Origin of the sequence: Lysinibacillus sp. FSL K6-0057, from assembly GCF_038630885.1 — a bacterium.
Taxonomy (GTDB): domain Bacteria; phylum Bacillota; class Bacilli; order Bacillales_A; family Planococcaceae; genus Lysinibacillus; species Lysinibacillus fusiformis_F.
Genome location: NZ_CP152047.1, coordinates 3,340,060 through 3,366,037 on the forward strand (window position 1 = coordinate 3,340,060; position 25,978 = coordinate 3,366,037).

26 protein-coding genes are annotated in these 25,978 nt (G+C 38.6%); 2 read left to right on the forward strand and 24 right to left on the reverse strand.

Annotated features, from left to right (window positions below; all coding sequences use genetic code 11):
• Positions 1 to 24: 24 nt before the first annotated feature.
• The 3 genes from dnaG to MHB40_RS16695 all read right to left on the reverse strand — a co-directional run bounded on the left by dnaG (position 25) and on the right by MHB40_RS16695 (position 3,525).
• Positions 25 to 1,857 (reverse strand): DNA primase, encoded by a 1,833-nt coding sequence (gene dnaG, locus MHB40_RS16685; protein WP_342532992.1) that lies wholly within the window; start codon positions 1,855 to 1,857, stop codon positions 25 to 27.
• A gap of 206 nt (positions 1,858 to 2,063) precedes the next feature.
• Positions 2,064 to 2,876 carry a pyruvate, water dikinase regulatory protein gene (locus MHB40_RS16690; protein ID WP_205444447.1) on the reverse strand — a complete coding sequence of 271 codons (813 nt, stop codon included), beginning with the start codon at positions 2,874 to 2,876 and terminating at the stop codon, positions 2,064 to 2,066.
• 16 nt (positions 2,877 to 2,892) lie between these two features.
• Positions 2,893 to 3,525 (reverse strand): helix-turn-helix transcriptional regulator, encoded by a 633-nt coding sequence (locus MHB40_RS16695; protein ID WP_205444449.1) that lies wholly within the window; start codon positions 3,523 to 3,525, stop codon positions 2,893 to 2,895.
• Positions 3,526 to 3,952: 427 nt separating this feature from the next.
• Between MHB40_RS16695 and MHB40_RS16700 the strand changes: the two genes are divergently transcribed.
• Positions 3,953 to 5,338: a glycine--tRNA ligase gene (locus MHB40_RS16700; RefSeq protein ID WP_342441007.1), complete on the forward strand. Its 1,386-nt coding sequence runs from the start codon at positions 3,953 to 3,955 to the stop codon at positions 5,336 to 5,338.
• A gap of 39 nt (positions 5,339 to 5,377) precedes the next feature.
• On the opposite strand, the gene MHB40_RS16705 is transcribed toward MHB40_RS16700, so the two are convergent.
• On the reverse strand, positions 5,378 to 7,096 hold the full coding sequence (locus MHB40_RS16705; protein ID WP_205444452.1) for an HD domain-containing phosphohydrolase: 1,719 nt from the start codon (positions 7,094 to 7,096) through the stop codon (positions 5,378 to 5,380).
• Between the two features lie 838 nt (positions 7,097 to 7,934).
• Here MHB40_RS16705 and MHB40_RS16710 point away from each other — a divergent pair.
• Positions 7,935 to 9,335, forward strand: coding sequence for an S-layer homology domain-containing protein (locus MHB40_RS16710; RefSeq protein ID WP_342441009.1), 1,401 nt, complete (start codon positions 7,935 to 7,937; stop codon positions 9,333 to 9,335).
• Positions 9,336 to 9,858: 523 nt separating this feature from the next.
• Here MHB40_RS16710 and recO read toward each other — a convergent pair.
• The 20 genes from recO to MHB40_RS16810 form a co-directional block, all read right to left on the reverse strand.
• Positions 9,859 to 10,644, reverse strand: coding sequence for a DNA repair protein RecO (recO, locus tag MHB40_RS16715; protein WP_205444457.1), 786 nt, complete (start codon positions 10,642 to 10,644; stop codon positions 9,859 to 9,861).
• Positions 10,645 to 10,911: 267 nt separating this feature from the next.
• Positions 10,912 to 11,829 carry a GTPase Era gene (gene era, locus MHB40_RS16720; RefSeq protein WP_205444459.1) on the reverse strand — a complete coding sequence of 306 codons (918 nt, stop codon included), beginning with the start codon at positions 11,827 to 11,829 and terminating at the stop codon, positions 10,912 to 10,914.
• Entirely contained in the window at positions 11,816 to 12,229 is a 414-nt protein-coding gene (locus tag MHB40_RS16725; protein ID WP_205444461.1) for a cytidine deaminase, read from the reverse strand. The genes era and MHB40_RS16725 overlap by 14 nt, the downstream gene beginning before the upstream one ends.
• 59 nt (positions 12,230 to 12,288) lie before the next feature.
• Positions 12,289 to 12,639, reverse strand: coding sequence for a diacylglycerol kinase family protein (locus MHB40_RS16730; protein ID WP_205444462.1), 351 nt, complete (start codon positions 12,637 to 12,639; stop codon positions 12,289 to 12,291).
• The gene (gene ybeY, locus MHB40_RS16735) at positions 12,640 to 13,113 is read right to left on the reverse strand and encodes an rRNA maturation RNase YbeY (RefSeq protein WP_205444463.1); all 474 of its coding nucleotides are present in this window, start codon (positions 13,111 to 13,113) and stop codon (positions 12,640 to 12,642) included. It lies immediately after the preceding gene.
• 8 nt (positions 13,114 to 13,121) lie between these two features.
• Positions 13,122 to 15,242, reverse strand: a complete 2,121-nt coding sequence (locus MHB40_RS16740) for an HD family phosphohydrolase (protein WP_205444465.1) — start codon at positions 15,240 to 15,242, stop codon at positions 13,122 to 13,124.
• A 26-nt stretch (positions 15,243 to 15,268) separates the two neighbouring features.
• Positions 15,269 to 15,706: a hypothetical protein gene (locus MHB40_RS16745; protein WP_342532995.1), complete on the reverse strand. Its 438-nt coding sequence runs from the start codon at positions 15,704 to 15,706 to the stop codon at positions 15,269 to 15,271.
• A 58-nt stretch (positions 15,707 to 15,764) separates the two neighbouring features.
• Positions 15,765 to 16,721: a PhoH family protein gene (locus MHB40_RS16750; RefSeq protein WP_205444466.1), complete on the reverse strand. Its 957-nt coding sequence runs from the start codon at positions 16,719 to 16,721 to the stop codon at positions 15,765 to 15,767.
• A 2-nt stretch (positions 16,722 to 16,723) separates the two neighbouring features.
• Complete coding sequence (locus MHB40_RS16755; protein ID WP_342441010.1) at positions 16,724 to 17,836, reverse strand: sporulation protein YqfD; 1,113 nt, start codon at positions 17,834 to 17,836, stop codon at positions 16,724 to 16,726.
• Between the two features lies 1 nt (position 17,837).
• Positions 17,838 to 18,086, reverse strand: coding sequence for a hypothetical protein (locus MHB40_RS16760; RefSeq protein WP_205444468.1), 249 nt, complete (start codon positions 18,084 to 18,086; stop codon positions 17,838 to 17,840).
• Between the two features lie 54 nt (positions 18,087 to 18,140).
• Entirely contained in the window at positions 18,141 to 18,617 is a 477-nt protein-coding gene (locus MHB40_RS16765) for a hypothetical protein (protein WP_342441011.1), read from the reverse strand.
• A 25-nt stretch (positions 18,618 to 18,642) separates the two neighbouring features.
• Positions 18,643 to 19,647 (reverse strand): flotillin-like protein FloA, encoded by a 1,005-nt coding sequence (floA, locus tag MHB40_RS16770; RefSeq protein ID WP_342441012.1) that lies wholly within the window; start codon positions 19,645 to 19,647, stop codon positions 18,643 to 18,645.
• Between the two features lie 3 nt (positions 19,648 to 19,650).
• Positions 19,651 to 20,979 carry a nodulation protein NfeD gene (locus MHB40_RS16775; protein WP_342441013.1) on the reverse strand — a complete coding sequence of 443 codons (1,329 nt, stop codon included), beginning with the start codon at positions 20,977 to 20,979 and terminating at the stop codon, positions 19,651 to 19,653.
• Positions 20,980 to 21,292: 313 nt separating this feature from the next.
• Positions 21,293 to 21,466 (reverse strand): 30S ribosomal protein S21, encoded by a 174-nt coding sequence (gene rpsU, locus MHB40_RS16780; RefSeq protein WP_004227078.1) that lies wholly within the window; start codon positions 21,464 to 21,466, stop codon positions 21,293 to 21,295.
• 263 nt (positions 21,467 to 21,729) lie between these two features.
• Positions 21,730 to 22,299, reverse strand: a complete 570-nt coding sequence (locus tag MHB40_RS16785; protein WP_342441014.1) for a manganese catalase family protein — start codon at positions 22,297 to 22,299, stop codon at positions 21,730 to 21,732.
• 24 nt (positions 22,300 to 22,323) lie between these two features.
• On the reverse strand, positions 22,324 to 22,587 hold the full coding sequence (locus MHB40_RS16790) for a spore coat protein CotJB (protein ID WP_016994107.1): 264 nt from the start codon (positions 22,585 to 22,587) through the stop codon (positions 22,324 to 22,326).
• Positions 22,584 to 22,808 carry a spore coat associated protein CotJA gene (locus MHB40_RS16795; RefSeq protein WP_342441015.1) on the reverse strand — a complete coding sequence of 75 codons (225 nt, stop codon included), beginning with the start codon at positions 22,806 to 22,808 and terminating at the stop codon, positions 22,584 to 22,586. The genes MHB40_RS16790 and MHB40_RS16795 overlap by 4 nt, the downstream gene beginning before the upstream one ends.
• A gap of 137 nt (positions 22,809 to 22,945) precedes the next feature.
• Positions 22,946 to 23,617: a deoxyribose-phosphate aldolase gene (gene deoC / locus MHB40_RS16800; protein ID WP_205444479.1), complete on the reverse strand. Its 672-nt coding sequence runs from the start codon at positions 23,615 to 23,617 to the stop codon at positions 22,946 to 22,948.
• Between the two features lie 198 nt (positions 23,618 to 23,815).
• Positions 23,816 to 25,150, reverse strand: a complete 1,335-nt coding sequence (mtaB, locus tag MHB40_RS16805) for a tRNA (N(6)-L-threonylcarbamoyladenosine(37)-C(2))-methylthiotransferase MtaB (protein WP_342441016.1) — start codon at positions 25,148 to 25,150, stop codon at positions 23,816 to 23,818.
• A gap of 15 nt (positions 25,151 to 25,165) precedes the next feature.
• Positions 25,166 to 25,903, reverse strand: coding sequence for a 16S rRNA (uracil(1498)-N(3))-methyltransferase (locus tag MHB40_RS16810; protein ID WP_342441017.1), 738 nt, complete (start codon positions 25,901 to 25,903; stop codon positions 25,166 to 25,168).
• Positions 25,904 to 25,978: the final 75 nt, after the last annotated feature.

Consider the following 25,978-nt stretch of genomic DNA (forward strand, 5'->3'; position numbering starts at 1 on the left):
CTCCTTCTAAACAACCGAATCGGGTTAAATCGCCGATAACGATTTTCTTAAATGAATAATCTGTTGGGCGATTTCAAGTGCACGTGCATACTCATGCAACTTCTCCGCTTCCTTTGACTCATGCATCTTTTGATAAATTTCTTGCTCAATTCTATATTTTTGAAGCTGACGGATGGAGTCCATAACCTCTGCCTCTGCTTGATCAGGATCTCGCTCGACTAAAGCTGCTTCCATGACAATTTTCCGTAATTCAGCGTCATCCAAAATTTCCACAAAACGTTGATAATCAGGATGACCATACTCCTCATAAAACCCTACTAAGCGAACAAAAACAGCCATATAAGTATCTCGTACAAATGGCTCTTTTTGCTCACTACGTAATACCCTGTCCACTACATCTATATTATGAAGCATATGAGCCAGTAATAAACGTTCGGCACGTTCGGCTGCGTCCATAGGCTTTTGTTGTTGCGTGACTGGCATTGAAGGTATCTGTGTAGGCATCTCTGCTTTTGCAGAACGTACCTGATTAGCCTCCAGTTTTCGGAATTGGGCATAAATGGCTTCTTCCGAGATATTTGTTTCATTTGATAGCTGCCGTATATACAAATCTCGTTCAACTGGTGAGGATCTACCCACTAGCTGTTCAAGGACTTCTTGAATATATTGAAGCGTATCATTTTCAAATTGAAAGTTCTTATTGCGTCTAGCATGCATCATCATAAAAGCAATATACGCATGAGGGTTTTCCAAAATTTGTTCCTTAAATGCTTGTCCACCTAAAGTGCGAATGTATTCATCAGGATCTAATTTTTCTGGCAACACGGCAATATTGACTTTCATGCGCTCTGTGTGCAGTAGCTGCGCTGCTCGCTTCGCTGCATCAAATCCAGCATTATCACCATCATAGCAAATCGTAATTTGCTCTACTAAGCGCTTTAGCTTTGTGATATGCTGATTTGTTAGCGAAGTACCCATTGTCGCAACAACATTCATTACACCTACAGAATTGGCTGCTAAAACATCCACAAAACCTTCCATCAATACTACTTGACGATTTTTTCTGATAGAAGTTCGTGCTTTATCTAGGTTATAAAGCACTTCACTTTTTTGAAAAATTGGTGATTCTGGACTATTTAAATATTTTGCTTCCTCACCATTGGATGAAAGGATACGTCCTGAGAAGGCAATAATTTTACCATTCTCATCTCGAATAGGAAACATGATACGTCCTCTAAAACGATCAAAATAACGTTCTTCTCCCTCTCTTTTGATGATTAAGCCACTTTCGGCAATTTCTTGTAAGTTATAACCTTTTCTTTCAAGCAATATTGTTAATGCATCAAAGCTTGGGAGAGACCAACCAATGTTATTAGATTCTATAAGTTCCCTTGTAAATCCTCTTTCTAGCAAATAATTTAAAGGTTCTTCACCATCCTCTGTGTTCAACAGTAAATGATGAAAAAAATCTGCTGCAAAAGCGTGTGCTTCTTTCATCCTTTCTTCTGCTTTAGATATCTTTTTCGTTCCTCCGGGAAAACTTGGCTCAACATCTAAATGTATGCCAACACGTTCCCCAAGTTTCACCACTGCATCAGGAAAAGAAATGCCTTCAATATCCATTACAAAAGTAATGGCATTGCCCCCTGCACCACAACCAAAGCAATGAAAAATTTGCTTGTCTGTAGATACAGAAAAAGACGGTGTTTGCTCTCCATGAAATGGACAGAGACCAAACCAATTTCGCCCACGCTTAGTAAGCTGCATGTATTCACTAATAACATCAACAATATCCGATTGTGTGCGAATCTGTTCAATTACTTCTTCTGGAATCTTCCCTGCCAAATCCATCACCATCTTTAATATTTGCGTTCTAGAAACACAATTCGCTATTCGTTTTAAAATTCCTTTATTTCTCGACAAAAAATTAGGATTTTTCTCTTATAAATATTTTTACCACAATTTTATTATTATAAAACAAAAATTAGTTTTTATCTATACCATTTTCAAAATCCACTCAAAAAAACCGCCTCTGCTAACCGAGGTGGTTTAAAATACTATCCTTATTTACAGGTCAAAATATGTTCAATAATCGTATTTGCTGTCTCTTCAACAGCTTTATTTGTCACATCAATAACTTGACAACCTATTTTACCGACAATTTTTTCAAAATGCTGTATTTCATCTAGAATTCTTTCATGCTGCGCATAGATGGCATCATCATTTAAGCCGAGAGACATTAATCTTTCTTTCCTTATAAAGTTTAACTTTTCAGGTGAGATAATTAAACCAAAGCATTTTTTAGGGTCTATCTGTAAAAGCTCTTCTGGTGGTTCTACCTCTGGCACTAATGGTACATTCGCCACCTTATATTTTTTATGAGCTAAATACTGTGATAGTGGCGTTTTAGATGTTCTAGATACCCCAACGAGTACGATATCAGCTTGTAATAATCCACGCGGATCTCTACCATCATCATACTTCACCGCGAATTCAATCGCTTCAATTTTTTTGAAATAATCATCATCCAGCATATGAACAATTCCTGGTGTTTCCAATGGGTTTTCTTCCATAAAAGCTGCCATTGATTGTAGAGCTGGACCTAAAATATCCACAGCCTGGATTTTTTCTTGTTCACATAAATCATGTAATAATTTGCGCATTTCTTGACGAACAAGTGTATAGACTATAAATGCTCGCTGCTGCGAAGCAAGAAAAACAATTTTACGGATAAGCTCCTCTGATTGAATATGTGGAAATCGACGAATTACAGTATTTTCAAGACCCGGTCGGAACTGGCTAATAACTGCTTTTGCAACTTGGTCACCAGTTTCACCGACAGAATCAGATACAACAAATACGCGTAGTCTTTTCATGCAGCTCTCCTTCAATTTAGACATTTTGTGCAAGAGATAAGAAAGCTCGTGTAATCGTTGTTTTTGTAAGACGACCAACAATCGTTAAACCACCCTCTTGCGGTTCAACTACTGGTAGTGAATCAACCTCTCGTTCAATAAGTTTGTTCGCTGCAACAATTAAAGAATCTGATCTTTCACAGTACGAAATATTTGGCATACGCGTCATAATAATATGTACTGGAATTTTATTTAAATCCTGCGTGCCAATACTTGTACGCAGTAAATCTTTGCGAGATAGTACGCCTGTCAAAAACTCATTCTTATCTACGACAAAGAGTGTACCAACATCTTCTGAAAACATAAAGCAAATTGCATCATAAACCGTCATTGTTTCAGGGACAACTACAGGGCCTGAATGAAAATCCTTCACTTTTAAATTGTGAATACTATCTATTAATGCAACAGATGCCTTCTTACCTGAATAAAAATAACCAACCCTTGGCCTTGCATCTAGAAATCCTGCCATTGTTAGGATGGCTAAATCTGGTCTTAAAGTGGCTCTTGTCAGATTGAGACGTTCGGCAATATGTTCTCCAGTAATAGGGCCGTTTTCTTTCACAATTTGTAATATGTCTTCCTGACGTTTATTGAGTTCGATTGGACTCACCGCCTCAAATCTAATAGTGTTATACTTATGCTCAATTATTATATACTATTTTAATAATTATTGCGAATTAAAGAACTACATGCTACAATATTCACACATACGCTTGCTCTATCAGTATTTTCGAGCAAATTGCGTTATACAGGCGATGATGGGAAAAAAGTATCTGTTCCATTCAAAAGCGAGTAGAAGATGGTGAAAGTCTACACAGTAACAGAGAAAAGGCACTCCCTGAGCTAACTTTTTGAAAAGAGGTTTTAAACTACTCGTTTAAAACAATCAGGGTGGAACCGCGGGTATTAGCACTCGTCCCTGGGCATACATTGTGCCCGGAGACGGGTGCTATTTTCATTTAGTTGCCACTGAATGAAAAAAACTTTGGCGTTTTACCGCTAAAAAACAATATGAAAACTTTGAAGGAGGCTATTTTATGGCTAACAAATCAATGGAAACCATCGTATCATTAGCAAAACATCGAGGCTTTGTCTTCCCTGGTTCTGAAATCTACGGAGGTTTAGCAAATACTTGGGATTATGGTCCACTAGGCGTTGAATTAAAAAACAATATTAAAAAAGCTTGGTGGCAAAAATTCGTCCAAGAATCAGAACACAATGTAGGTATTGACGCTGCGATTTTAATGAACCCAAAAGCTTGGGTTGCTTCAGGTCACGTTGGTAACTTTAATGACCCAATGATCGACTGTAAATCATGTAAAGCTCGCCACCGTGCAGATAAAATTATCGAAGACGCTGCATTGGCAAAGGGCGATGAAATCATTGTTGATGGTATGACATTCGATCAAATGAAAGAAACAATGATTAAATATGACGTCGTATGTCCTGATTGTGGAAAAGCTGATTTCACAGATATTCGCCAATTCAACCTTATGTTTAAAACATTCCAGGGTGTAACGGAATCTTCTACAAACGAAATTTATTTACGTCCAGAAACGGCACAAGGTATTTTCGTGAACTTTAAAAACGTTCAACGTTCTATGCGTAAACGTACACCATTTGGTATCGCACAAATCGGTAAATCTTTCCGTAACGAAATTACACCAGGTAACTTCACATTCCGTACACGTGAATTCGAACAAATGGAGCTTGAATTCTTCTGCAAACCGGGCGAAGACCTTGAATGGCATGCATATTGGAAAGAATTCTGTAAAAATTGGTTACTAAACCTAGGCATGAAGGAAGATTCGATGCGTCTTCGTGACCATGAGGATGATGAACTCTCTCACTACTCTAACGCGACAACAGATATCGAATTCAAATTCCCATTCGGCTGGGGAGAGCTTTGGGGTGTAGCTGATCGTACAGATTTCGACTTAAAACAACATATGGAGCACTCAGGTGAAGATTTCACTTATATCGATCCTGTATCAAACGAACGCTATGTTCCTTATTGTATTGAACCATCATTAGGAGCTGATCGTGTAACATTAGCCTTCCTATGTGATGCCTATGATGAAGAGGAGCTAGAGGGTGACGATAAGCGTACCGTTTTACGTTTCCACCCTGCTTTAGCACCATTCAAAGCTGCCGTGCTACCACTTTCTAAAAAATTATCTGATGAAGCGACAGATGTTTGGGCTGAACTGCGTAAAGCCTTCCCTGTTGATTTTGATGAATCACAATCAATTGGTAAACGTTACCGTCGTCAAGATGAAATTGGTACACCATTCTGTATCACATATGATTTTGATTCAAAAGAGGATGGCCAAGTAACAGTACGTCATCGTGACTCTATGACACAAGTTCGTATGCCTATTGCTGAAGTAAAAGCATATATTGAAAAACATTTACAATTCTAATAAAAAAGAGGGGGTAGCCAATTGGCAACTCCCTCTTTTTTATGCTTTATATGTTGAAAATAAGCGCTCTTGCATTTTTTCCTCGAATGAAAACTTTTTCATACTCATCCCGATTAAGCTCACTAATAGCTCCTCAATATCTGCTAGTGAGTAATAAAGGAATGTACCTTCTCGCATTGGACGAACCCGTTTGTCAAACGTTTGTTCATCTTCAATAAAATAAGCGACATTGACCTCACAATGCTCCATCAATTGTGTAATCCGTTGATCATCACCTGGATTTATGAAGAATGGCACAATTTTATCAATATACAAAATACTTTGCACAAGCTTAATGAAGAAATTTTCGCGTAACGATGTTTCCACAACTAAAATGGTTGTTTGTTCATGCTGATAATCCATATATAAAACGTTTAATTGCTCTTCTAATAGTGTTTTTAAGATACCAATAGAATTTCGATATTTCGTCATATCCGTTTGGATTTCTCTTGTTAATAAACGTAATATACGAAAGGCTGGTAAGAAAATTTTTAAGACAATTTCTTTAGGATGTAAATGGTCAATTAATTTATTAAAATGAATTCTCAGATTATTTTCATCACAGCGGATTAATTGCTCTACAAATAAATTGAAAATCTCTTCAAAGCTATTAGCTCGATAGTCTATCATTTTCGTAATTCTCACACTATAGTTCAAAGGTAAGTTCATAGATTTCTGCTCATCCAGCAATCTCACTTTTGGTAATGTAGGAAATAAATCATAAACAAGTTCTACTTGTGCACTGCGATTATCTGATAACATAACAACAGAGTTGACTGGGTAAATCCCTAAACATTCTACAAATTTATGCATAAAGCTCTCATTATATAAATGACGATCTCTGTATAAAACAGCTAAAGCATCTGTAGCACCGTAGCCAACGTGATAGACTCGCTTGGATGTCATTGCTGAATATACATCAATAATTTGTAATAATTGTACACCATCACTCATATCATCTGCACAAAGTTGATTTGGATAGCCCTTTCCCGCAAAACGTTCATGATGATCTCGTGCCAAATAGGCGATGTCTTCCTCTTTATGTTCGATAAGTAGCTCGTAGCCTTTTGTGGTGTGTGCCTTGACAATATCAAACTCATCTTCAGAGAGTTTACGTTTTAAATTTAATATTTCTTGAGGTATAAAAACCTTCCCGATATCATGGAACAAGTAGCCCCTAGCTAATGTTTCGATATCTGTTAAACCTAAGTATCTGGCAAAAATTGTACCTAAGACAAATACATCAAATGAATGGACAAATGAATACTCATCCCATTCCTTTAAACGCATAAGTAGCTCATAGCGATATTTTTTTTCCAAAATCTTTTCAAAAACACCTCTTACATAAGCCGTGTCCTGCATGCTTTTAAGAATTTGTCCATAGCGTAATTCATGCACGACATTCTCCAGTGTTGTCATAAAAAGTTGACTAACTGTCTCTTTATAATCATCCACTGGATCTCTTTTTTCCATTAATGGGGCAAATAGATCTTCATATTCTCTTGTTCGTTGAGCACTTAAATCATGGACAACTCGAACTGAATCAGATGGCAAATAGACAGATAATTCATCTACTTTACGAAGTTTAAGTAAGGCAATAATTCGTTCCGTTAAAACTAAATCTTTTTTAGCCAATAAACGATACTCTGAAAAAATATCTTCTGCTAATATATCATTTGCTTCAACTTCATGAATACTTAAGGTTACTTTTCGTAGCATATATTTTGCCACATACGCAATGTACTAAGCACTATGTGACTCCCTCCTTCTTCCATAGGACTGCGCTATTCTGATAAACGTATAACAATACGTTTTGCTGATAGAGGCTTTTATATTTCATAGGCGTGTCTAAAGTGATCTAACGTACATCAGTTTCGATGGGGATTAAACGACTATATTATATTTAAAAAATATAATTACCATTATCTATACCATTTACAATATCATAGGTTAAAATGCCTTTTCAACTAGTATATGGGACTCAAATGAACAGTTTCTACCACTTATATAATGAAAACTAAACGAAAATACAAATCCTTTTACCTATAAAATTATGTATACATATAGATAAAAAATAAATTATAAGTTAATTAGACTCTATATTTTTCAATTCATGATAAATAATTATTAGATAAAATTAAATTTTTCTAATAATTTTATTTTGTAAAAATTAAAATTTTATTGATTAACATTCCATCTAAAGTGAAGAATATAACACTACTATGGTCCTGGATATAGAAAGAGAGGTGGCAGATATAGTTGCTTCCACCTATAAACTTGTAAACTCAAAAAACTGAATGCTTTTGTGCTAAGACCTGATTGCTTACCAATTACGTCATGATGAGGATGAAATTTCCTCTATTCGGAGTTCCATCTTTTTGGTATAAATAAGGTATTATAGTTAGTATTAGCTGTTAAATAATGAATAATTAACAAGCTAAAGACACACCCCCTTTTAACATTCAATCGTCCGGAAGTTTGAACTGATACATAGGAAGGTCTGACCTGAAACATTCATACTATAAAATTTTCTATTGTACTATTTGGAGGAATTCAATTGCAGTCTCAACGTTTATTTCAACTAGCTATAGCAACTGCTTTAGCAACAAGTGCGATTATTGTCGCACCACCAGCACATGCTGCATCATTTTTTCCTGATATCAACCCATCCAACGAAGAAGGAAAAGCCATTATTCAGTTAGCAGATCGAGGCATCATATCTGGCTATATGGATGGGACATTTAAACCTGCAAACCCTATTACACGTACACAGGCTGCGAAGATTTTAGCAGGTATTTTAAAGCTCGATACAGTTCACGTAAAAAATCCTCAATTCAAGGACATCAAACCTGGCGATGAAAACTACGGTGCCATTGCCGCATTAGCGAATGCTGGTATTATTAATGGAGCAAATGGTTATTTCTACCCTACTCAAAATATTACACGCGAGCAAATGTCAAAAATGATTGCGAAAGGCTTTGGATTAACAAGTCCGAGTAACACACAATTACCATTTACAGATGTCAAAAAGGGGAATGAATTTGAGCCTCATATTAAAGCATTGTTTGCAAATGGTATTACAAAAGGAACATCTGCAACGACTTTCGGTCCAAAAAGTAATGTGAAGCGCTCCCAACTGGCAGCTTTTGTTGTGCGTGCTGAAAAGATGCTTGGCAATGCAACCATCTATGCAAAACAATTTAAGCAAGATTATATCTTTGCATTTTATGGTGGTTTAGAGCCAGCAACGGATATTTTCACTTGGGATGAAAATGAGGACATGACAGAATCTATCACCATTACCCCATTAAAAGAAGGAACGGGCAAATTGGTAATCACTGGATTCACAGACGATTCAGAGGACTTTACTGAAATCTTTTATTTAGTACATGTAAAAAATGTTAATGGGAAGCTAAAGACAACGCTTGAAGAAGTAAAGGAAGAAGATTATATAGAAAATTTACCACTTGATATAACGGAGAGCCATTTACCTTTCGTGCCAACAGAGGTGACGGTCCATAATACGAATGGACAGGCACTTGCTCCCAATTTATACAGCTTTAATCAACAAGATCAAACACTATCCATCTTGCAAAACGGACAATTCATTGTTACATTTTCAGATGGAACTCAACAACAAAAGATGGCTGCAGAAGTGTATTCCTATGATTTTGTTCGCAACATTGATTTATATCATTTAACAGATGAATTAATACTGACGACGCAAGAATTACCTTTTGAACCAGCATATGTAGCACTCGAAAGTTTTGGTTTTGAGCCAGTGCCTGTAAAAGCGACGATTCTTAATGGGCAACTACATGTTACGCCAAAAGCTGAAGGTCTAGCGATTCTCCATTTAACAGGTAAAAACGAAGAAACGGCTTACCTTTATATTGAAAGTAAAAAAATTGCTGGACAATGGGCCTTTTTAGTGTCAGAGGATGAGGAAGAATTTTAAATAACGGAAAATGCCAGATGAACATTATGGTTCTTCTGGCATTTCGCAGTGTTGAAACCAAAACCATCAATAGAATTTTTGTAATAATGGATTTCCGTTACAGGCTACTTGCTTCCTTCTCTACCGCTCCGTTTAGAGGCTCGCCTGTCTCGCTATTCCATGGAAGTCAAGTAGCCTGCCACTCCAATCCACAAAAATGTAACCTTTTTAGCAAAGGTTTTCAAAGAAAGTGAAGATGTGTCACTACTCTTTATGGAGAGATGTTGTCACGCATCGCTTCTCCACCTTTTTCACTACTGTTAGTATGAAAGAAAAGGAAAAGACACTTTTGCAGAATGGTTGATTGGAGTGGAGCCAGCGTCACTCCTAGGGGATTTAGCGTCACAGAGGAGACCCTGGAGCGAACGCTAGTGAGTGAAGCGGCTCATCGGACGCCCCCTGGAAAGGACGCTGGCGGAACGGAAATCAACCTCTCACCTTGCTAAAAGGTCTTTTTTCAACATCATAAAATGCCAGATGAACATTATGGTTCTTCTGGCATTTCGTCTTTCGAGCGTATTTGCAATTCAGGGGTACGTTCTAGTTGCTCAATAAATTTTCTCGTCTTAAACCGAATCCCCGTTTGTTCTTCATAGATGGTTGTAATAATTTTTTTTATGAAATATTTTGTTTCTTTTTTCAGCTCTATTTTTCCAATTTGGTCGATAGGAACAGTGTAGAACATCCTGATCAGTTTCAGCTGTGTTGGCGTTAAGCGAATGATATAGGGATCATGTTGATAACAGCGATGGCATAAAAATCCTCCTTGAGCAAAGGAAAAAGCAAATTCCCCATCTACAGCGCCACACGCAGCACAGGCATGTAAAATAGGTTGTACACCTGTATAGGGCAACATTTTCCATTCAACAAACAGTGTAATGGCTTCAGGATCATAGCCATCCTCAATTGCTTGTAATGCTTGTAGCAAGACATCAAACGCAAATGGTTCTGGCTTCCCTTCTTCTACAACTCGCTCCACTAATTCCATAATATAGCTAGCATAAGCAGTAGCCATAATATCTTCACGAATATGGCGCATTGAATTCAAATGCTCTCCCTGTTGCAATGTCCCCATACCCGTATGATGTTGTACCATAAACATGCCATAGGTAAAGGGTTGCGTGACGGAAGCCAATCTACTAGAAGGTTTTTTTGCCCCTCGAGCCATCGTAGCCACTTTGCCAGCTTCTCGCGTTAGCAAAATAACTATCTTATTGGATTCACCATATGCGCGAACCTTTAATACAATACCCTCCCATTTATGAAGCATAATCCCCCTCCTTTCTTAAAAGAACTATCCATGAAAAGAGAGCTGCCCAAAATAATTTTGGACAGCTCAAAAATAAAACGATCAAATACTGCCAGATTTTGCGCTTACAAGAAGAAGTGAACCCAAACTGTCACGTCAAAATCTGGAGTCTATATCCTGATCCACCAGGCACTAAACACCTGCTGAAAAAACATATGTTCATCTCCCGAATAAGTGGGAGTCTTCTGTATCTGACGCTTCGCTTTCGATACAAATTAGGAAAAAAGCCTAATATTCATCATCACGGAATCCGAAATCGCGTAAATGTGTAGATTTATTGCGCCAATCCTTTTGCACCTTTACCCATAGCTCTAAATATACTTTAGACCCTAATAACATTTCGATATCCTTTCGGGCACGTGTCCCTACTTCTTTTAGCAAGGCTCCACGTTTTCCGATAACAATCCCTTTTTGTGAATCACGCTCCACAATAATTGTAGCCGCTACACGAATTTTATCATCATTTTCTTCATCACGACGAATTTTATCAATTACCACTGCGATCGAATGAGGAATTTCTTCACGTGTTAAATGCAGGACTTTTTCACGAATAAGTTCTGAAATAATAAATCGTTCTGGATGGTCTGTCACTTGATCTGCTGGGTAATACTGCGGTCCCTCTGGTAAATACTTCCCTAATGTCACTAATAAATTTTCTACATTATTGCCTTGTAGCGCTGAAATCGGTACAATCTCCGCAAAGTCATAGCGCTCTTTATAGCTCTCAATAATTCCTATTAGTTCATCTGGATGAATGGCATCAATTTTATTGATAACCAAAAAGACAGGCGTTGGATTTCCTGCTAGCATTTCTAGTATGAATTCATCGCCTTTACCGATTTTTTGCTCAGCATTGACCATAAACATAATAACGTCCACTTCACGCAATGTGTTTTTAGAAACCTTCAGCATGAAATCGCCTAGTTTATGTTTCGGCTTGTGGATACCTGGTGTATCTATAAAAATCATTTGGCTATCATCTGTTGTCAGTACGCCTTGTACTTTATTTCTTGTTGTTTGTGGCTTATCACTCATGATCGCAATTTTTTGGCCAATGACACGATTTAAAAATGTCGATTTGCCAACATTTGGACGACCAATGATGGAGATAAAGCCTGATTTATAGCCATTGTTAGTTTCCTGCATTCTCTAAATCCTCCGTCGTAAATGCAAACGGTAGTAATTCGCCCACTGACGTTACCGTCACATCACCTTTTAAATTCGTTAAATAAACAGGCATAGTTGGAGCACAAAACTCCATCATCACCTGACGACATGCTCCACATGGGGCACATGGCCCGTCCGTATCAGCTACAATGGCAATGGCTTCGAATTCGTAAGTCCCCTCTGACACTGCCTTAAAAAACGCTGTACGCTCAGCACAATTCGTCATACTATAGCCTGCATTTTCAATATTACAGCCGTGAATAACCTCTCCATCTTTCGTTAATAGAGCTGCCCCTACTTTAAATTTTGAATAAGGAACATAGGCTTTTTCACGCGCTTTTTTTGATTCCTCTAATAATGCTTGCATATCTATTGTCATCTATACTAATTCTCCCTCACATTTATGGTTTATTTTCATTTAGAAGACACTCATTTCCATTAAAACCATTTTGGCAGAAAGATGAGTAATCCGATTATAGCACTGAATAGCGCAAATACAAGCACTGCACCTGCCGCAATATCTTTTGCCTGCTTAGCAAGTGGGTGTATCTCTGGGGAAGCTAAATCGACAACCCGTTCGATCGCTGTATTCATCATTTCCAGCGCAAACATTAGTGCTATTAATAGTAGCACAATATACCATTCCATACGAGATAAACCTGTCCAATAACTAGCCAGTATAACAATGATTGCACTCAATATATGTGATTTTAAATTTTGTTCTTTACTTGCAGTTATGATGCCTTCAAACGCATAGCCAAAAGATCGCAAGTATTTGCGTAAATCCATCTAGTCTCGTCCTAAGCCAAAAGTTTGTAAAATCTCATCTTGCTTTGTAAACATCACTTTCTCTTCTTCTGGCTCCATATGGTCATAACCAAGTAAATGTAAAAAACCATGTACAGCTAAAAAGCCTAATTCTCGCTCAAAGGAATGATTATATTCCTCAGCCTGCTCTTTTGCACGGTCTGTCGAAATAATAATATCACCTAATACACGTGGCATCCCTTCAAAAGTTACTTCCATTTCCCCTTCCCCTAGCTCCTCTAGTGCAAAGGAAATGACATCAGTTGGCTGATCCTTGCCACGATATTCACGATTAATATCTTGAATTGTCTCGTTCGTTACAAACGTCACCGAAACCTCTGTTTCTGGCTCAATGTTTTCTACACTTGCAGCATGCTGTAATAGCTTTTCAACAAGCTCCATATGTTGTGCTCCCACTTCATTTGTTTCATCCGTAAAATCAATTGTTAAGATCATAGATCCTCCTACTTATCTGCCTTTGGATATTCAATACGTGAATGGAAAATACCATTCAACGTTTCGCAAAGTACTCTCTCTATACATTTTAACTCTTTTATTGAAATATCGCATTCATCAAACTGATTATCTTGTACGCGATCATCAATGATCGCTCGTACTAGCTTCTGAATTTTCTCTGCGTTTGGCTCTTTCATTGAACGTACCGCTGCCTCAACACTATCCGCAACACTTATAACAGCCGCTTCCTTTGTTTGTGGTTTAGGCCCTGGATATCGGAACTTTGCTTCATCAATGCTTTTTCCTTCTTCCTTCGCTTTAAATAAGAAGAATTTTAACAAACTTGTGCCATGATGCTGTAAAGCGATATCAATGATTTCTTGAGGCATTTTATAACGTTTTAACATGTTGGCACCATCTGTCGTATGGGCGATAATAATCTCTGCACTTGTTTCAGGTGGTAATGAATCATGCGGATTAATACCCGACATCTGATTTTCGATGAAAAAGGCTGGACGTTTAGTTTTACCGATATCATGATAATAACAGCCAACACGTGCTAATAAGCCGTCCGCACCGATTTCTTCACAGGCAGCTTCTGCTAGATTCGCTACCATCACACTATGATGATATGTCCCTGGCGTTTCCATTAGTAATTTTTTTAATAATGGGTGATTGGGATTGGATAATTCGATTAAACGTAAAGACGATAGTAAGCTAAATGCTGATTCAAAGAATGGTAAAAGACCCATTGTCAATGCCCCTGAAAGCAAGGCAGACAACATCGCTGCTATTAAGTAAAATACTAATTCTGGTAAGCCATAAGATGATTGTGTCATTAATAAATAAAAGGCGATAAATGCCATGTTGACAAGAGAAATCACACCAACCGCATGTAAAATATGTGAGCGTTTTTCCACACTACGCAAAAAGAATAGGCTTGCAAACCCTCCAAATATGATATACAACGTAATTTCCATTTGCATAACAGATGAATAGCCTTCTTGGAAAATAACACCTGCTGAAGCAGCAGTCATGACTGTAACCAAAACAGCCGCTCGCTCATCTGCTAACAATCGTACAAGCATTGTAGCTAATGCAGTTGGGAATAGGAAGGCAATCGTCACATCAAAGCCACCAGAAACTAAGCTAATAAATTCCATCAGCAAGATAGACAAACTATAAACAATCACTGTCACTAACAGTGCATTACGTTTTTTTCGTTCGTTAGCCTCCCAACGCTCAAATAAAATATACATAAACATCATTTGCAATAGCGTTAAAATAATAAGCCCTGCAATAGGCTTCAAGGAGGCTTTATTACTAACCATCCCTAATAGCTCTAATTGTCTGAAAGCCTCATTATCAATAATTTGGCCTTCCTGAACAATAATCTGACCTTGTAAAATGCGTGTAGGCTCTACGCTTTCTTTGGCCTGCTGTTTTCGAATCTTCGTCTGTTCTTCGTTAATTGTTTCATTTTCAATAATGCTTGTACGTCCTATTAACACGACTGTATTGAATATTTTATCAGGGTACCCTCGTTGTCCACGAATCTTGGTCTCAAAATCATTTTGAGCAACAAAAACGTTCTCTGGTCGGATGGATTTTTGTAAATATTCCTCTACAAATTTGGATAATTGCGTACTTGTTCTTGTTAAATCTTCTTCACTTTGCACTAATAGACCTTCCAGCTGTGAATCTGTAAAAATTAACGGCATCTGGTCTTCGTCTATTGATTCAAATTTTTTGCGAAGCTGTGCAACTTGGTCGGCAATAGGAATAGGTTCCTTACTATTTGCAACATCCTTTTTCACTTCCAAAACATAATCAAATAATGATGTTACAATCGCTGCTCTTTGCTTGGCGACATCCTCCGAAAATTGATAGACCGAATCCACTGCATTGGCAGCTTTTTCTCTCTCTAGCTGTGTCTTATAAGTGTCTTCAATCGTTTTAGTAGATCGTACGGTTTCAGGCGCAAGCTGTAATGGTTTGAAATCATATGTAACTCCTTTAACATTGCCATACATAAATGCAAATTGTAGGCCGCCTGTTAAAATGAGAATGATGATAAGAAAGTAGCGAAAACCGATAAGCTCTGTAAATTTTCGAAGTTGTTTCTCCATCTGGCACCTCCTCTATCTACCTACTATCATACCAATTCAACATACATTTTTCTCGAAAAATGTATAAGAAAGCAAAAAACAGCTATGCTTTTTCGCATAGCTGTCACATTTTTTTCCATATTTTGATTAATTTCGTAATTTAGGCTTTTACTTTCCCGGCAGACTTCAAAACCCGTTGCCCCTGTCGCTTTGCTTTCGGGGCAGACTTTAAAACCTCGTTGCCCCTGCCGCTTCGCTTTCCGGGCAGACTTTAAACCCTGTTGCCCCTGCCGCTTCGCTTTCCGGGCAGACTTTAAACCCTGTTGCCCCTGCCGCTTCGCTTTCCGGGCAGACTTTAAACCCTGTTGCCCCTGCCGCTTCGCTTTCCGGGCAGACTTTAAACCCTGTTGCCCCTGCCGCTTCGCTTTCCGGGCAGACTTTAAACCCTGTTGCCCCTGCCGCTTCGCTTTCCGGGCAGACTTCAAAACCTCGTTGCCCCTGCCGCTTCGCTTTCGGGGCAGACTTTAGAATTGCTACGCAATTCTAAAGTTGCTGTTCTTCGTAGGCTTGGATGATTTTGGCAACGATTGGATGACGGACTACATCGCCTTGTTCTAATACTTGGAAATGGATAGATTTCACATACTTTAATGTACGTTCCGCTACAATCAAGCCGGATTCCGTATTTTTAGGTAAATCGATTTGCGTTTTATCCCCTGTAATGACCATTTTAGAACCGAAGCCTAGACGTGTTAGGAACATTTTCATTTGTTGATGGGTTGTATTTTGTGCTTCATCTAAAATAACGAAGGCATCATCTAATGTACGGCCACGCATATAGGCTAAAGGAGCGATTTCAATCGTTCCCCGTTCTATCAGCCGTTGTGTTTGTTCGGACCCGTAGATGTCATTTAGAGCGTCGTAGAGAGGTCGTAGATATGGATCTACCTTTTCCTTCAAATCCCCTGGAAGGAAGCCTAGAGACTCTCCTGCTTCAACAGCAGGGCGAGTTAATATTATTCGCTTAACATGGCCATTTTTAAGTGCCTGTGTTGCCATGACTACCGCTAAATACGTTTTCCCAGTACCAGCTGGACCAATACCGAAAACAACGTCTTTATGACGGATTGCTTGTATGTATTCTCGTTGACCAATTGTTTTTGCACGAATCGGTTTGCCTTTCGTCGTGCGTGCTATTTCTTCATCATACAGTTCTGCAAAATATTCAATCGTTCCTTTTTGTGTCATTTCAATCGCAGTTGAGACATCACGTTGATCAATATTAATTCCTTTGCGAATGACCTTCAATAAAGCATGTAAAAGATAGGTTGCCTGTTCCTTAGCATTTTCTTCACCCGCCAGTTGAATTTGTTCACCACGCGTAATGATATGAACTTTGAGTGCTTCTTCAACTAATTTCATATTTGCATCGGAAATACCGAGTAGCATAACCGCTTCATTTGGATTATCCACCTGTAATACAGTTAACTGTTCTGACATAATCATTCTCCTTGTAGGCCTTGTATTGGACTTGCAATGTTTTCATTGACTAAAAATAGAACTTTCCCTTCAACTGTACCATTCCCCCACTTTGCCTGTAAAAGGTTTTCTTTCTTAATAATTGTTTTTGCAGGTAACGAACGCAATACTTTTTCATGCAATAAAGGAATCAACAATGACTCAATTTTCGATTCATCCAGCTCCACTTGCATGGTTTTCGTCTGTTGCTCCTCCACAATCGAAACATAGTGGGTTAGCCAATTCGGTAAATCCTTCTTTTGTACATAATCTACCTTTTCCTGATGTATACCCTTTACCAATACCCGCCATTGTTTTTGTTGCAACGTTTCCACCGTAATTTTTGTTGGAATTTTAAACGAACATTCAAGCCAATAATCTGCAAAAACCTCACCCTTTGCTCCAACAAAAACTTGATCTTTACCACTTTCTAATACACCACTAACGAGGACATCCCCCTCATAGGCTGTATCATTTACTGAAATTTTTCGCTCGCCATGTTGTATATTAAAGTGGGTAATGACACCACTTTTCGTGGCTACTATATGGGAGGCTAATTTGTCATTTGTTTGCTCTGTTTGTTTCGGTGATTCTTGTGGTCTCAGAATTACTCGTCCGCCGTGTTTATCAATATGCACCCATGATAGCTCTCGGTGCTGCTCTAACAGCTTTTGTCGTATGACCGTATTTGAAGGTAATTTTTTTTTGGATAGCGGGGTTTCTAGTTGAAAGGTATCATGAAAGGTCTTGCCTAAACGCTGCTCCAGCTCTGGTGTCGCTGCTTCGATGTCCACTCGCCAAATGACTTGTGCACAGAGGATCGGAATAGCAATCATTAAGGCTAAGCCCAACAAAGTCCAAATTTGCGCTCGAAAAACTTGAAGCTCATCTGCATAAAAAACAGCCATTTTCAAACGAAAACGTCTTCGCACACGGCGAATTTTTGGTAGATAATGCATCGTCGTTTCAAAGGAAACTTCCTGCTCACGAAAGACTACACGCTTTAATGGAACATGTTGAGCGTGCAATGCTTGAATAAAAGGATGAACATTTTCATGGCGCTTTATACGTATAATAATAGGCCGATTATTCCACATTTTAGCTCACACCCATATTCTTTGTCATTTTCATATGAAGTTCCTGTAGATTGTCAACAGATAGATGTAGCATCTCTTCTTTGAGCGCATTGATTGTCACTGAATCCGCATTGACAGTAATATGATAATCTGCATAGACAAACGAACAGGTCGTAGCATCTGCATGAATAAAACGGTAGGGTCCAATAATTTTTAATGATTCGTATTCTAACAACTCAAGTAGTGGCGTTAATTGAAATAATTTTTTCATAAAAAATGCCTCCTTCTTCGGCAATATATGCATCGAAAAAGGAGGACATGCTAGTTATTTTCTTTTTGATTTCGGTGGCCCTAATATTTCAGCCATCACGATTGCTTGCACAAGATCATTTTTAGATTGAGGTAGTTGTATAGTCGAATGAGTGCCAACTGATTGCACTTCTTTTTTTCCAGCAGCTAAACGTCCTCGACTTTCTCGATTCGAAGTACGGCGAGGGACATCTGCTGGAGTGACTGTTGGGGCAATATAGCTTGGCATTTCCTTTTTCACTTGTTCTTCGACAAATTTTTTAGGCTCCTCGACTTTTTCATTTTCTGGAATCCAGTCACCTATAAATTCTCGTGCAAAATCTTCAAAACTCTGTGCTTTCCCTGTACGATGTGGTGCTTTCTCCATAACTGGAGGCTCTGCCACTGTGTCTTTATTAAAAGGAGGCATCTGTTTCTGAGGCTTTTTATTTTTTGATTTTCCGAAAATAGAGCTGACTATGGCAATTATGGCAAAGAGTATTAACTGTTCCATATGTTAGTTCTGCTCCTTTCCGTTATTAAGCATTGGGTTCATTTTTTTCAGGCTTATCATTACTTACTTTTGAAATCGAGTCGCGCATTGCTGTATCCGCTTGGATATTACGATAGTTCATATAATCCATAATACCAAGATTACCAGAACGTAAGGCTTCAGCCATCGCTTGTGGTACTTCTGCCTCTGCTTCTACTACTTTCGCCTTCATCTCTTGAACACGTGCAATCATTTCTTGCTCATTTGCTACAGCCATTGCACGACGTTCCTCAGCTTTTGCTTGCGCAATGTTTTTATCCGCTTGTGCTTGTTCAATTTGTAATTCGGCCCCGATGTTTTTACCGATATCTACATCGGCAATATCAATGGATAAGATTTCAAAGGCTGTCCCTGAATCTAAACCTTTAGATAATACGGTTTGCGAAATCATATCCGGATTTTCTAATACTTCCGTATGACTAGTAGCGGAACCAATTGTAGAAACGATCCCTTCCCCTACACGGGCAATTACCGTTTCTTCACCAGCACCACCGACTAAACGCTCGATGTTGGCACGCACAGTAATACGGGCCTTTGCTTTAACCTCAATCCCGTTCATTGCTACACCTGAAATGAATGGTGTTTCAATAACTTTTGGATTAACAGACATTTGAACAGCTTCTAACACATCACGCCCAGCTAAATCAATTGCTGCACAACGTTCAAACGATAACTCAATATTAGCACGGTGAGCCGCAATTAAGGCATTCACGACGCGGTCGACATTACCACCTGCTAAATAGTGACTCTCTAACTGGTTTATCGTAACAGGTAAACCTGCTTTATGTGCTTTAATCAACGGATTAACAATTCGTGAAGGGATTACACGACGTAAGCGCATCCCAATTAATGTGAAAATACTCACACGTACACCTGCTGCTAATGCAGAAATCCACAGTGCTACGGGTACAAAGGTAAAGAATACCGCAAGAACAATGAATAAAATAACTAGTCCGGCAATAGGACCAATCAAACCTAAATCAAGACCCATTTTCTATTCCTCCATCTCTTTATCTGTTTGTCTCACAACAATGCGTGAGCCTTCAACTTTAATAATTTCTACATGTTGGTTGGCATCGATATAGCCACCTTCTGATACAATATCAATGCGTTCACTACCCAGTACCATTGTTCCAGATGGACGTAATGGCGTAAGCGTTTTCCCTATTTTCCCTAACAGTTCTGTGCGATTCACATTAGATACATACCCTTCTTCTGTCGTGGTTGCATCCATTAACACAAGCCTGTTTAAGACATGCAGTTTTTTTCCGAAAAATTTCATCAGAATCACCATTCCTATCATCGCTATCACAAGCGCAATGAGAATTGCTACTATCATTTGCATCATATTTGCACCTGCCAGTATCAGACTTAGTACTATTAATACACCACCTAAAATACCAACAATACCACCGGGGACAAAAAACTCTGCAATTAAAAGGGCTAAACCAATAATAAATAACAACAATGTTTCATATCCCGCAAAGCCCGCAACCATATGTCCAAAGAAAAATAAACCAAGTGCTGATAAACCCATTATACCTGGAACGCCGAATCCTGGCGAATAAAGCTCCATTACAAGTCCTAAACTTGCGATAGATAATAGAATAGGTACAATGATGGGATTTGTAATAAAACGAGCCAATTTTTCAGAGAAGGTTGGTTCAATGGAAACTATATCACTACCATTTAGGTTAGTTACCTCTAAAAGCTCCTGAAAATTCTTAACCGTCCCCTCAGAGTACTTAACCTTTAATGCCTCTGAGGCTGATAAGGTTAATAAATTCTTACCGCCAGCACGGTATTCTGGTAGTTCATAGTTGGTATCTGCCATGGCTAATGCATACTTAGGGTCGCGACCTGACGTTTCTGCCGCTGCTTTCATTTGAGCAAGCCAAGCACTATTGGCCTTTAAGTCGGCTGCATTCCCTGCTGAATCGATAACTGCCGCTGCACCGATTGTTCCATTTGGAACCATGTAGATCTTTTCCGCATGTAAGGCTAAAAAAGCTCCTGCTGAGTGTGCATCCTTATTAATATAAGCAATCGTTTTTAAGTCCGTTGCATCCATAAGCATGGCGATATCACTTGCCGCATTCACGAAACCGCCAGGCGTATTTATTTCTAAGATAATCGCCTCTGCCTTGTTTTCTTCAGCCTCTTTAAAAGCTCGTTCTAAAAATGCATGAAGTCCTCGCTCTACTTCATTATGAATCGGAACATGATAAACCTTATTACTGGCAAAAGCCGAAGTTAATGGAAACGCTAACAAAAAAGTCATCCATATCACTAGTAAATAGCTGAGGATTCTCCGTTTTCGCACCTTTTTCCCTCCCTTCTAACATGCTTCTCCTCTGTATATACGGTCAATCATGCGAAAAGTTTCACAAATCTTAAAAATTTATTAATTTATACATCATGATCTCGAATCAAAATTACCCACATCATGAGGGTTGTAAAAAAGCCGAATGAATCAATGTGATTTCATTCGGCTTTTTCATATGTACGTAAAGTTGAGCAATGTAAAATACCTGAAATTAATCAAAAATGAGATTAATTTCAGGTATAACTTTGTCTGCTCAGTGAATCATACAATTGCGTGTTATGAACGTAGGGATTTTTAATGGGAAATTAAATTACCACTTACGTTTACGTGCAGCTTCTGATTTCTTTTTACGTTTTACGCTAGGTTTTTCGTAGAACTCGCGCTTTCTAACTTCTTGAATTGTACCACTTTTTGATACAGTACGTTTGAAGCGGCGAAGAGCATCTTCAAGCGATTCGTTTTTGCGAACGACAGTTTTTGACATCTCTCTTTCCCTCCCTCCGAACACACGTCAATACACAATTAGGCAAATAACCTTCTGTTGTGTACTAAAAAATTATATCGTATTGTCTAATAATGGTCAATAGAAAGTATACGAAATTATCAAGTGAATTTTTGGTTTTATTTTTGTTAACCTGCCCATTATACATTTAGCTAGCAATACATCCAATATTTATTCTAATGAAAATGATAATTTTGACAAACTAAAAGGCTGTTTCAAGTTCCACTTGATACAGCCAGAAATTTTTAGAAAACCTTCTTCTGATCCTGATCATCTTTTAAAATTTCAACAGCCTCTCTAAAACGCTGAGAGTGAACAATTTCTCGTTCACGTAAGAACTTCAAGCTATCATTTAAATCGGTGTCATCGGATAAATCAATAATCCATTGATATGTGGCGCGTGCTTTTTCTTCAGCTGCTATATCCTCATACAAATCTGCAATAGGATCACCCTTTGCCTGAATATAGGTTGCTGTAAACGGTACCCCCGAGGCATTTTGATAAAATAAAGCCCGATCATGATTCACATAATGATCACCTAAACCAGCCTCTTTAAGCATTTCTGGTGTCGCATCTTTTGTTAGCTTATAAATCATCGTGGCAATCATTTCTAAGTGTGAAAATTCTTCTGTTGCGATATCAGTTAATAATCCCACTACTTTATCTGGAATCGTATAGCGCTGATTCATGTAGCGAAGAGCTGCAGCCAGTTCCCCATCAGCCCCTCCATATTGCTCAATTAAAAACTTAGCAAGCATTGGATTACATGTACTAACTTTTACTGGATACTGAAGCTTCTTTTCATAATACCACAAAAATTCTTCCTCCTAATCTTTTGATTAGACTTGCCATGGCCATGGTGTATCAATCCAGTTAAAAGGATAATTCGAATAGCTTCTCCCAAAATTCATGAGTGGTCCATATTTTTGTTCAAAGTCAATTTTGAGCTTCATACTTTTCTCAGTATTTTCATTAAATTGCTGAATGGCGTCATAATCGTGTGGATGCGTGTCTAAATAGAGGTTTAATTCAACAATGACGAAATCGATTGCTTGTATTTCTTCTAACTGCTTATAAAATTCGGGCGGCATCTTTTTAGTCATTCTTCCTCCCTCCTTTTAGGGGGAAATGGGTATGGGCTAAATAACTGTGGCCATAGCGTACCTGCCATTAGCGCTTCTCTTGGGGTTTGGAATTGGGGTAGTCCAGGTGGTTGAAAACCCATATACAGTTGTGGGGGTGTGGCATAATACTTTACTTCTATAGGCTTACAAGGGTCGAATGGGCTAATATAGGGCCTCCAAGACTTATACTGTGTAAACATGACATCCTCCTTTCAGTATTCACATTCATCAGTGGAGTATATGTGAATAAAAAAATGATATGCTGATTAGACACAAAGAAGCCATAAGCTCCTGCGAATAAACGCAAGAGCTTATGGCTTCTATAAAAAAGAAAAAATTAATAGTTAGAATCAGCGATTAAGCCATTCATAATGGCTACACCAGAGCTTGCCCCAATACGAGTTGCACCAGCTTCCACCATTTTTTTCATGTCCTCTAAGCTACGAACGCCACCTGAAGCTTTTACACCAAGCTCAGGACCTACTGTTTTACGCATAAGCGCAATATCCTCTGCTGTTGCTCCACCAGTAGAAAAACCAGTAGATGTTTTCACATAGTCAGCACCTGCTGCTACAGCTAACTCACAAGCTTTCACTTTTTCTTCGTCTGTTAGTAAGCATGCTTCAATAATAACTTTTACAAGTGCGCTACCTTTAGCCGCTTCTACAACTGCTGCGATATCCGCTTGTACAAGTTCATCGTTTTTATCTTTTAACGCACCGATATTAATGACCATATCCACTTCTTTTGCACCGTTAGCGATAGCATCTTTTGCTTCAAATGCTTTGACTGCTGGTGTATTAGCACCAAGCGGGAAGCCAATAACCGTACAAACTACAACTTCTGTACCTTGTAATAATTCACTGCTGCGTTTAACCCAAGTTGGATTTACACAAACAGAAGCAAAGTTAAATTGTTTAGCTTCTGCACATAATTTTTCAATTTGTTCCTTTGTTGCCTCAGCCTTTAATAATGTATGATCAATCATACGTGCAAAATTTTGTTCCATTGTTGAACGCTCCTTCATTAAGCAAGATGTACGTACCTCTTCGAATCATACCACTTTTTCATGTTGCCGTCTAATATCTTTCTATATTATTGATTTGGTTGATTTTAATTCGCACTATGACATCGATATTAGAATTTATTTTAGCATTTTCCAAGAACAAAAAAGGATTGCCTATAGATGCTGGCAATCCTTTTCATATTAATTAACTGTTTCTAAAACGCGAACAAATTGTCCTTGTGAGTGTGGATAGCCTGCTTGTGTAATTTTTACTTTTACAAGCTGCCCAATGAGATTTTCTGGCCCTTCAAACACTATTTTTAAGTAATTGTCTGTATAGCCAGTTAGAAGTCCTTCTTCTTCACTGCCATCATGGACAAATTCTTCAGGAATCACTTCTAATACTTGCTCTTCAAAACGAGATGCATATTCTTTTGCCAGTTGATCATTTAAAGAAATAAGGCGATGTACACGCTCATTTTTAATATCTTCATCAATTTGATCCTCCATACGTGCAGCTGGTGTGCCTGTACGTGGAGAGAACGGGAAGACGTGTAGTTCAGAGAACTTATGATCACGAATAAAGTTGTACGTTTCCATAAACTCTTCCTCTGTCTCACCTGGGAAACCAACAATGACATCTGATGTGACAGCTAAATCAGGTAATGCTTCATGTAATTTCGTTAAACGTTCACCGAAAAATTCCATTGTATATTTACGACGCATACGTTTTAAAACCGTATCAGAACCTGATTGAATTGGAATGTGTAAATGGTTAACAACAATCTTTGATTCACGAAGAACTTCAATGACTTCATCTGTTAATTGACTAGCCTCAATAGATGAAATACGAAGGCGCTTTAAGCCTTTTACATTGGCTTCTAGATCACGCAGTAACTGTGCAAGATTATAATCTTTTAAGTCTTGTCCATAGCCACCCGTATGAATACCCGTTAAAACGATTTCTAGATAGCCCGCGTCAACTAGTTGCTGTGCTTGATGTAAAACTTCTTGTGGATCACGAGAACGCATTAAGCCACGTGCCCATGGGATAATACAAAATGTACAGAAGTTGTTACAGCCTTCCTGTATTTTTAATGAAGCACGTGTACGGTCCGTAAATGCTGGTACATCTAGTTCCTCATATACACGATTCTTCATAATATTACGTACGGCATTAATCGGTTGACGTTCTGCACGATATTGGTCAATATAGCCCAACAATTTCGTACGATCCTGTGTTCCTACAACAATATCAACGCCAGGAATCGCCATGATTTCTGCTGGGGATGTCTGCGCATAGCATCCCGTTACACAAATAACGGCATCAGGATTTTGTCGCACTGCACGACGAATCACCTGACGAGATTTCTTATCTCCAGTATTGGTAACTGTACAAGTATTAATGACATATACGTCTGCTTGATGATCAAATTCTGTACGATCATAGCCTTCTTCCTTGAACAGTTGCCAGATTGCTTCTGTTTCGTAATGATTTACTTTACAGCCAAGTGTGTGAAAAGCCACTTTTGACAAGGCTGAACACCTCTTTCATTCAAATTCATAGGATATGGCAGACAGTGCGTATAATGGCGCTGTTTCTGCTCGTAAAATTCTCGGTCCTAATGACATCGTTTGAGCGCCTGCTTGTAATAGCGCTTCCGACTCTTGACGAGAAATGCCCCCCTCAGGACCAAATATTATAAGCATTGATTTCGACTTCTTATCATACACGTTTTTTAGCTTCTCCGCAAACCTTGTGCGTTTTTCTGCCTTTGCATCCTCTTCATCCGCAATAAACACGGCGTCGAAATGATCTATTTGTTGTAACAGCTGTTTAAATGATATGGGTTCAAAAATTGTTGGAATATGCGTGCGATGGGCTTGTTCCGCAGCTTCCTTGGCAATTTTCTGTAATCTTTCTTGCTTTTTTGCTCCTTTTTTCTTGTCCCATTTTACAATGGAGCGTTCAGCTTCAAAGGGTAATAAAGCAAACATCCCAAGCTCTGTGGCTTTTTGGGTAATGAGCTCTAGCTTATCACCTTTTGGCAAACCACAAGCTACTGTTACTTGAATAGGTAGCTCTGATGAAGGGATTATTTGACCAGTCGCTTCAATGACGACCTCATCTCCTTCAAATCCTTCAATTGTGCATATATGCGCAATGTTTTGTGCTACAACTACAATTTTGTCGCCTTGTTTCATACGCATCACTCGCTCAATATGCCGTGCATCTTCGCCACTAATACGTGCATTCTCTATTGCTGTTTCAATAAAATAACGTTGCATGCCACACAGTCCTTTCTAGCAAGAAACGAAAACGCCAAATCACAAGCACACGGCTCACGATTTGGCGCTTCCTTA

Excerpts from the sequence above, each read along its gene's own strand:
- rpsU (WP_004227078.1), bottom strand. The coding sequence starts at position 21,466 with ATGTCAAAAACTGTCGTTCGCAAAAACGAATCGCTTGAAGATGCTCTT.
- dnaG (WP_342532992.1), bottom strand. The coding sequence starts at position 1,857 with ATGGTGATGGATTTGGCAGGGAAGATTCCAGAAGAAGTAATTGAACAG.
- MHB40_RS16725 (WP_205444461.1), bottom strand. The coding sequence starts at position 12,229 with ATGACAATAGATATGCAAGCATTATTAGAGGAATCAAAAAAAGCGCGT.
- MHB40_RS16810 (WP_342441017.1), bottom strand. The coding sequence starts at position 25,903 with ATGCAACGTTATTTTATTGAAACAGCAATAGAGAATGCACGTATTAGT.
- MHB40_RS16730 (WP_205444462.1), bottom strand. The coding sequence starts at position 12,639 with ATGGATTTACGCAAATACTTGCGATCTTTTGGCTATGCGTTTGAAGGC.
- MHB40_RS16700 (WP_342441007.1), top strand. The coding sequence starts at position 3,953 with ATGGCTAACAAATCAATGGAAACCATCGTATCATTAGCAAAACATCGA.
- era (WP_205444459.1), bottom strand. The coding sequence starts at position 11,829 with ATGCAGGAAACTAACAATGGCTATAAATCAGGCTTTATCTCCATCATT.
- MHB40_RS16795 (WP_342441015.1), bottom strand. The coding sequence starts at position 22,808 with ATGTTTACACAGTATAAGTCTTGGAGGCCCTATATTAGCCCATTCGAC.
- ybeY (WP_205444463.1), bottom strand. The coding sequence starts at position 13,113 with ATGATCTTAACAATTGATTTTACGGATGAAACAAATGAAGTGGGAGCA.
- deoC (WP_205444479.1), bottom strand. The coding sequence starts at position 23,617 with ATGGAACAAAATTTTGCACGTATGATTGATCATACATTATTAAAGGCT.
- MHB40_RS16750 (WP_205444466.1), bottom strand. The coding sequence starts at position 16,721 with ATGTCAGAACAGTTAACTGTATTACAGGTGGATAATCCAAATGAAGCG.
- MHB40_RS16765 (WP_342441011.1), bottom strand. The coding sequence starts at position 18,617 with ATGGAACAGTTAATACTCTTTGCCATAATTGCCATAGTCAGCTCTATT.
- MHB40_RS16740 (WP_205444465.1), bottom strand. The coding sequence starts at position 15,242 with ATGGAGAAACAACTTCGAAAATTTACAGAGCTTATCGGTTTTCGCTAC.
- MHB40_RS16790 (WP_016994107.1), bottom strand. The coding sequence starts at position 22,587 with ATGACTAAAAAGATGCCGCCCGAATTTTATAAGCAGTTAGAAGAAATA.
- MHB40_RS16760 (WP_205444468.1), bottom strand. The coding sequence starts at position 18,086 with ATGAAAAAATTATTTCAATTAACGCCACTACTTGAGTTGTTAGAATAC.
- recO (WP_205444457.1), bottom strand. The coding sequence starts at position 10,644 with ATGCTTCATAAATGGGAGGGTATTGTATTAAAGGTTCGCGCATATGGT.
- MHB40_RS16755 (WP_342441010.1), bottom strand. The coding sequence starts at position 17,836 with ATGTGGAATAATCGGCCTATTATTATACGTATAAAGCGCCATGAAAAT.
- MHB40_RS16705 (WP_205444452.1), bottom strand. The coding sequence starts at position 7,096 with ATGCTACGAAAAGTAACCTTAAGTATTCATGAAGTTGAAGCAAATGAT.
- MHB40_RS16690 (WP_205444447.1), bottom strand. The coding sequence starts at position 2,876 with ATGAAAAGACTACGCGTATTTGTTGTATCTGATTCTGTCGGTGAAACT.
- floA (WP_342441012.1), bottom strand. The coding sequence starts at position 19,647 with ATGGGTCTTGATTTAGGTTTGATTGGTCCTATTGCCGGACTAGTTATT.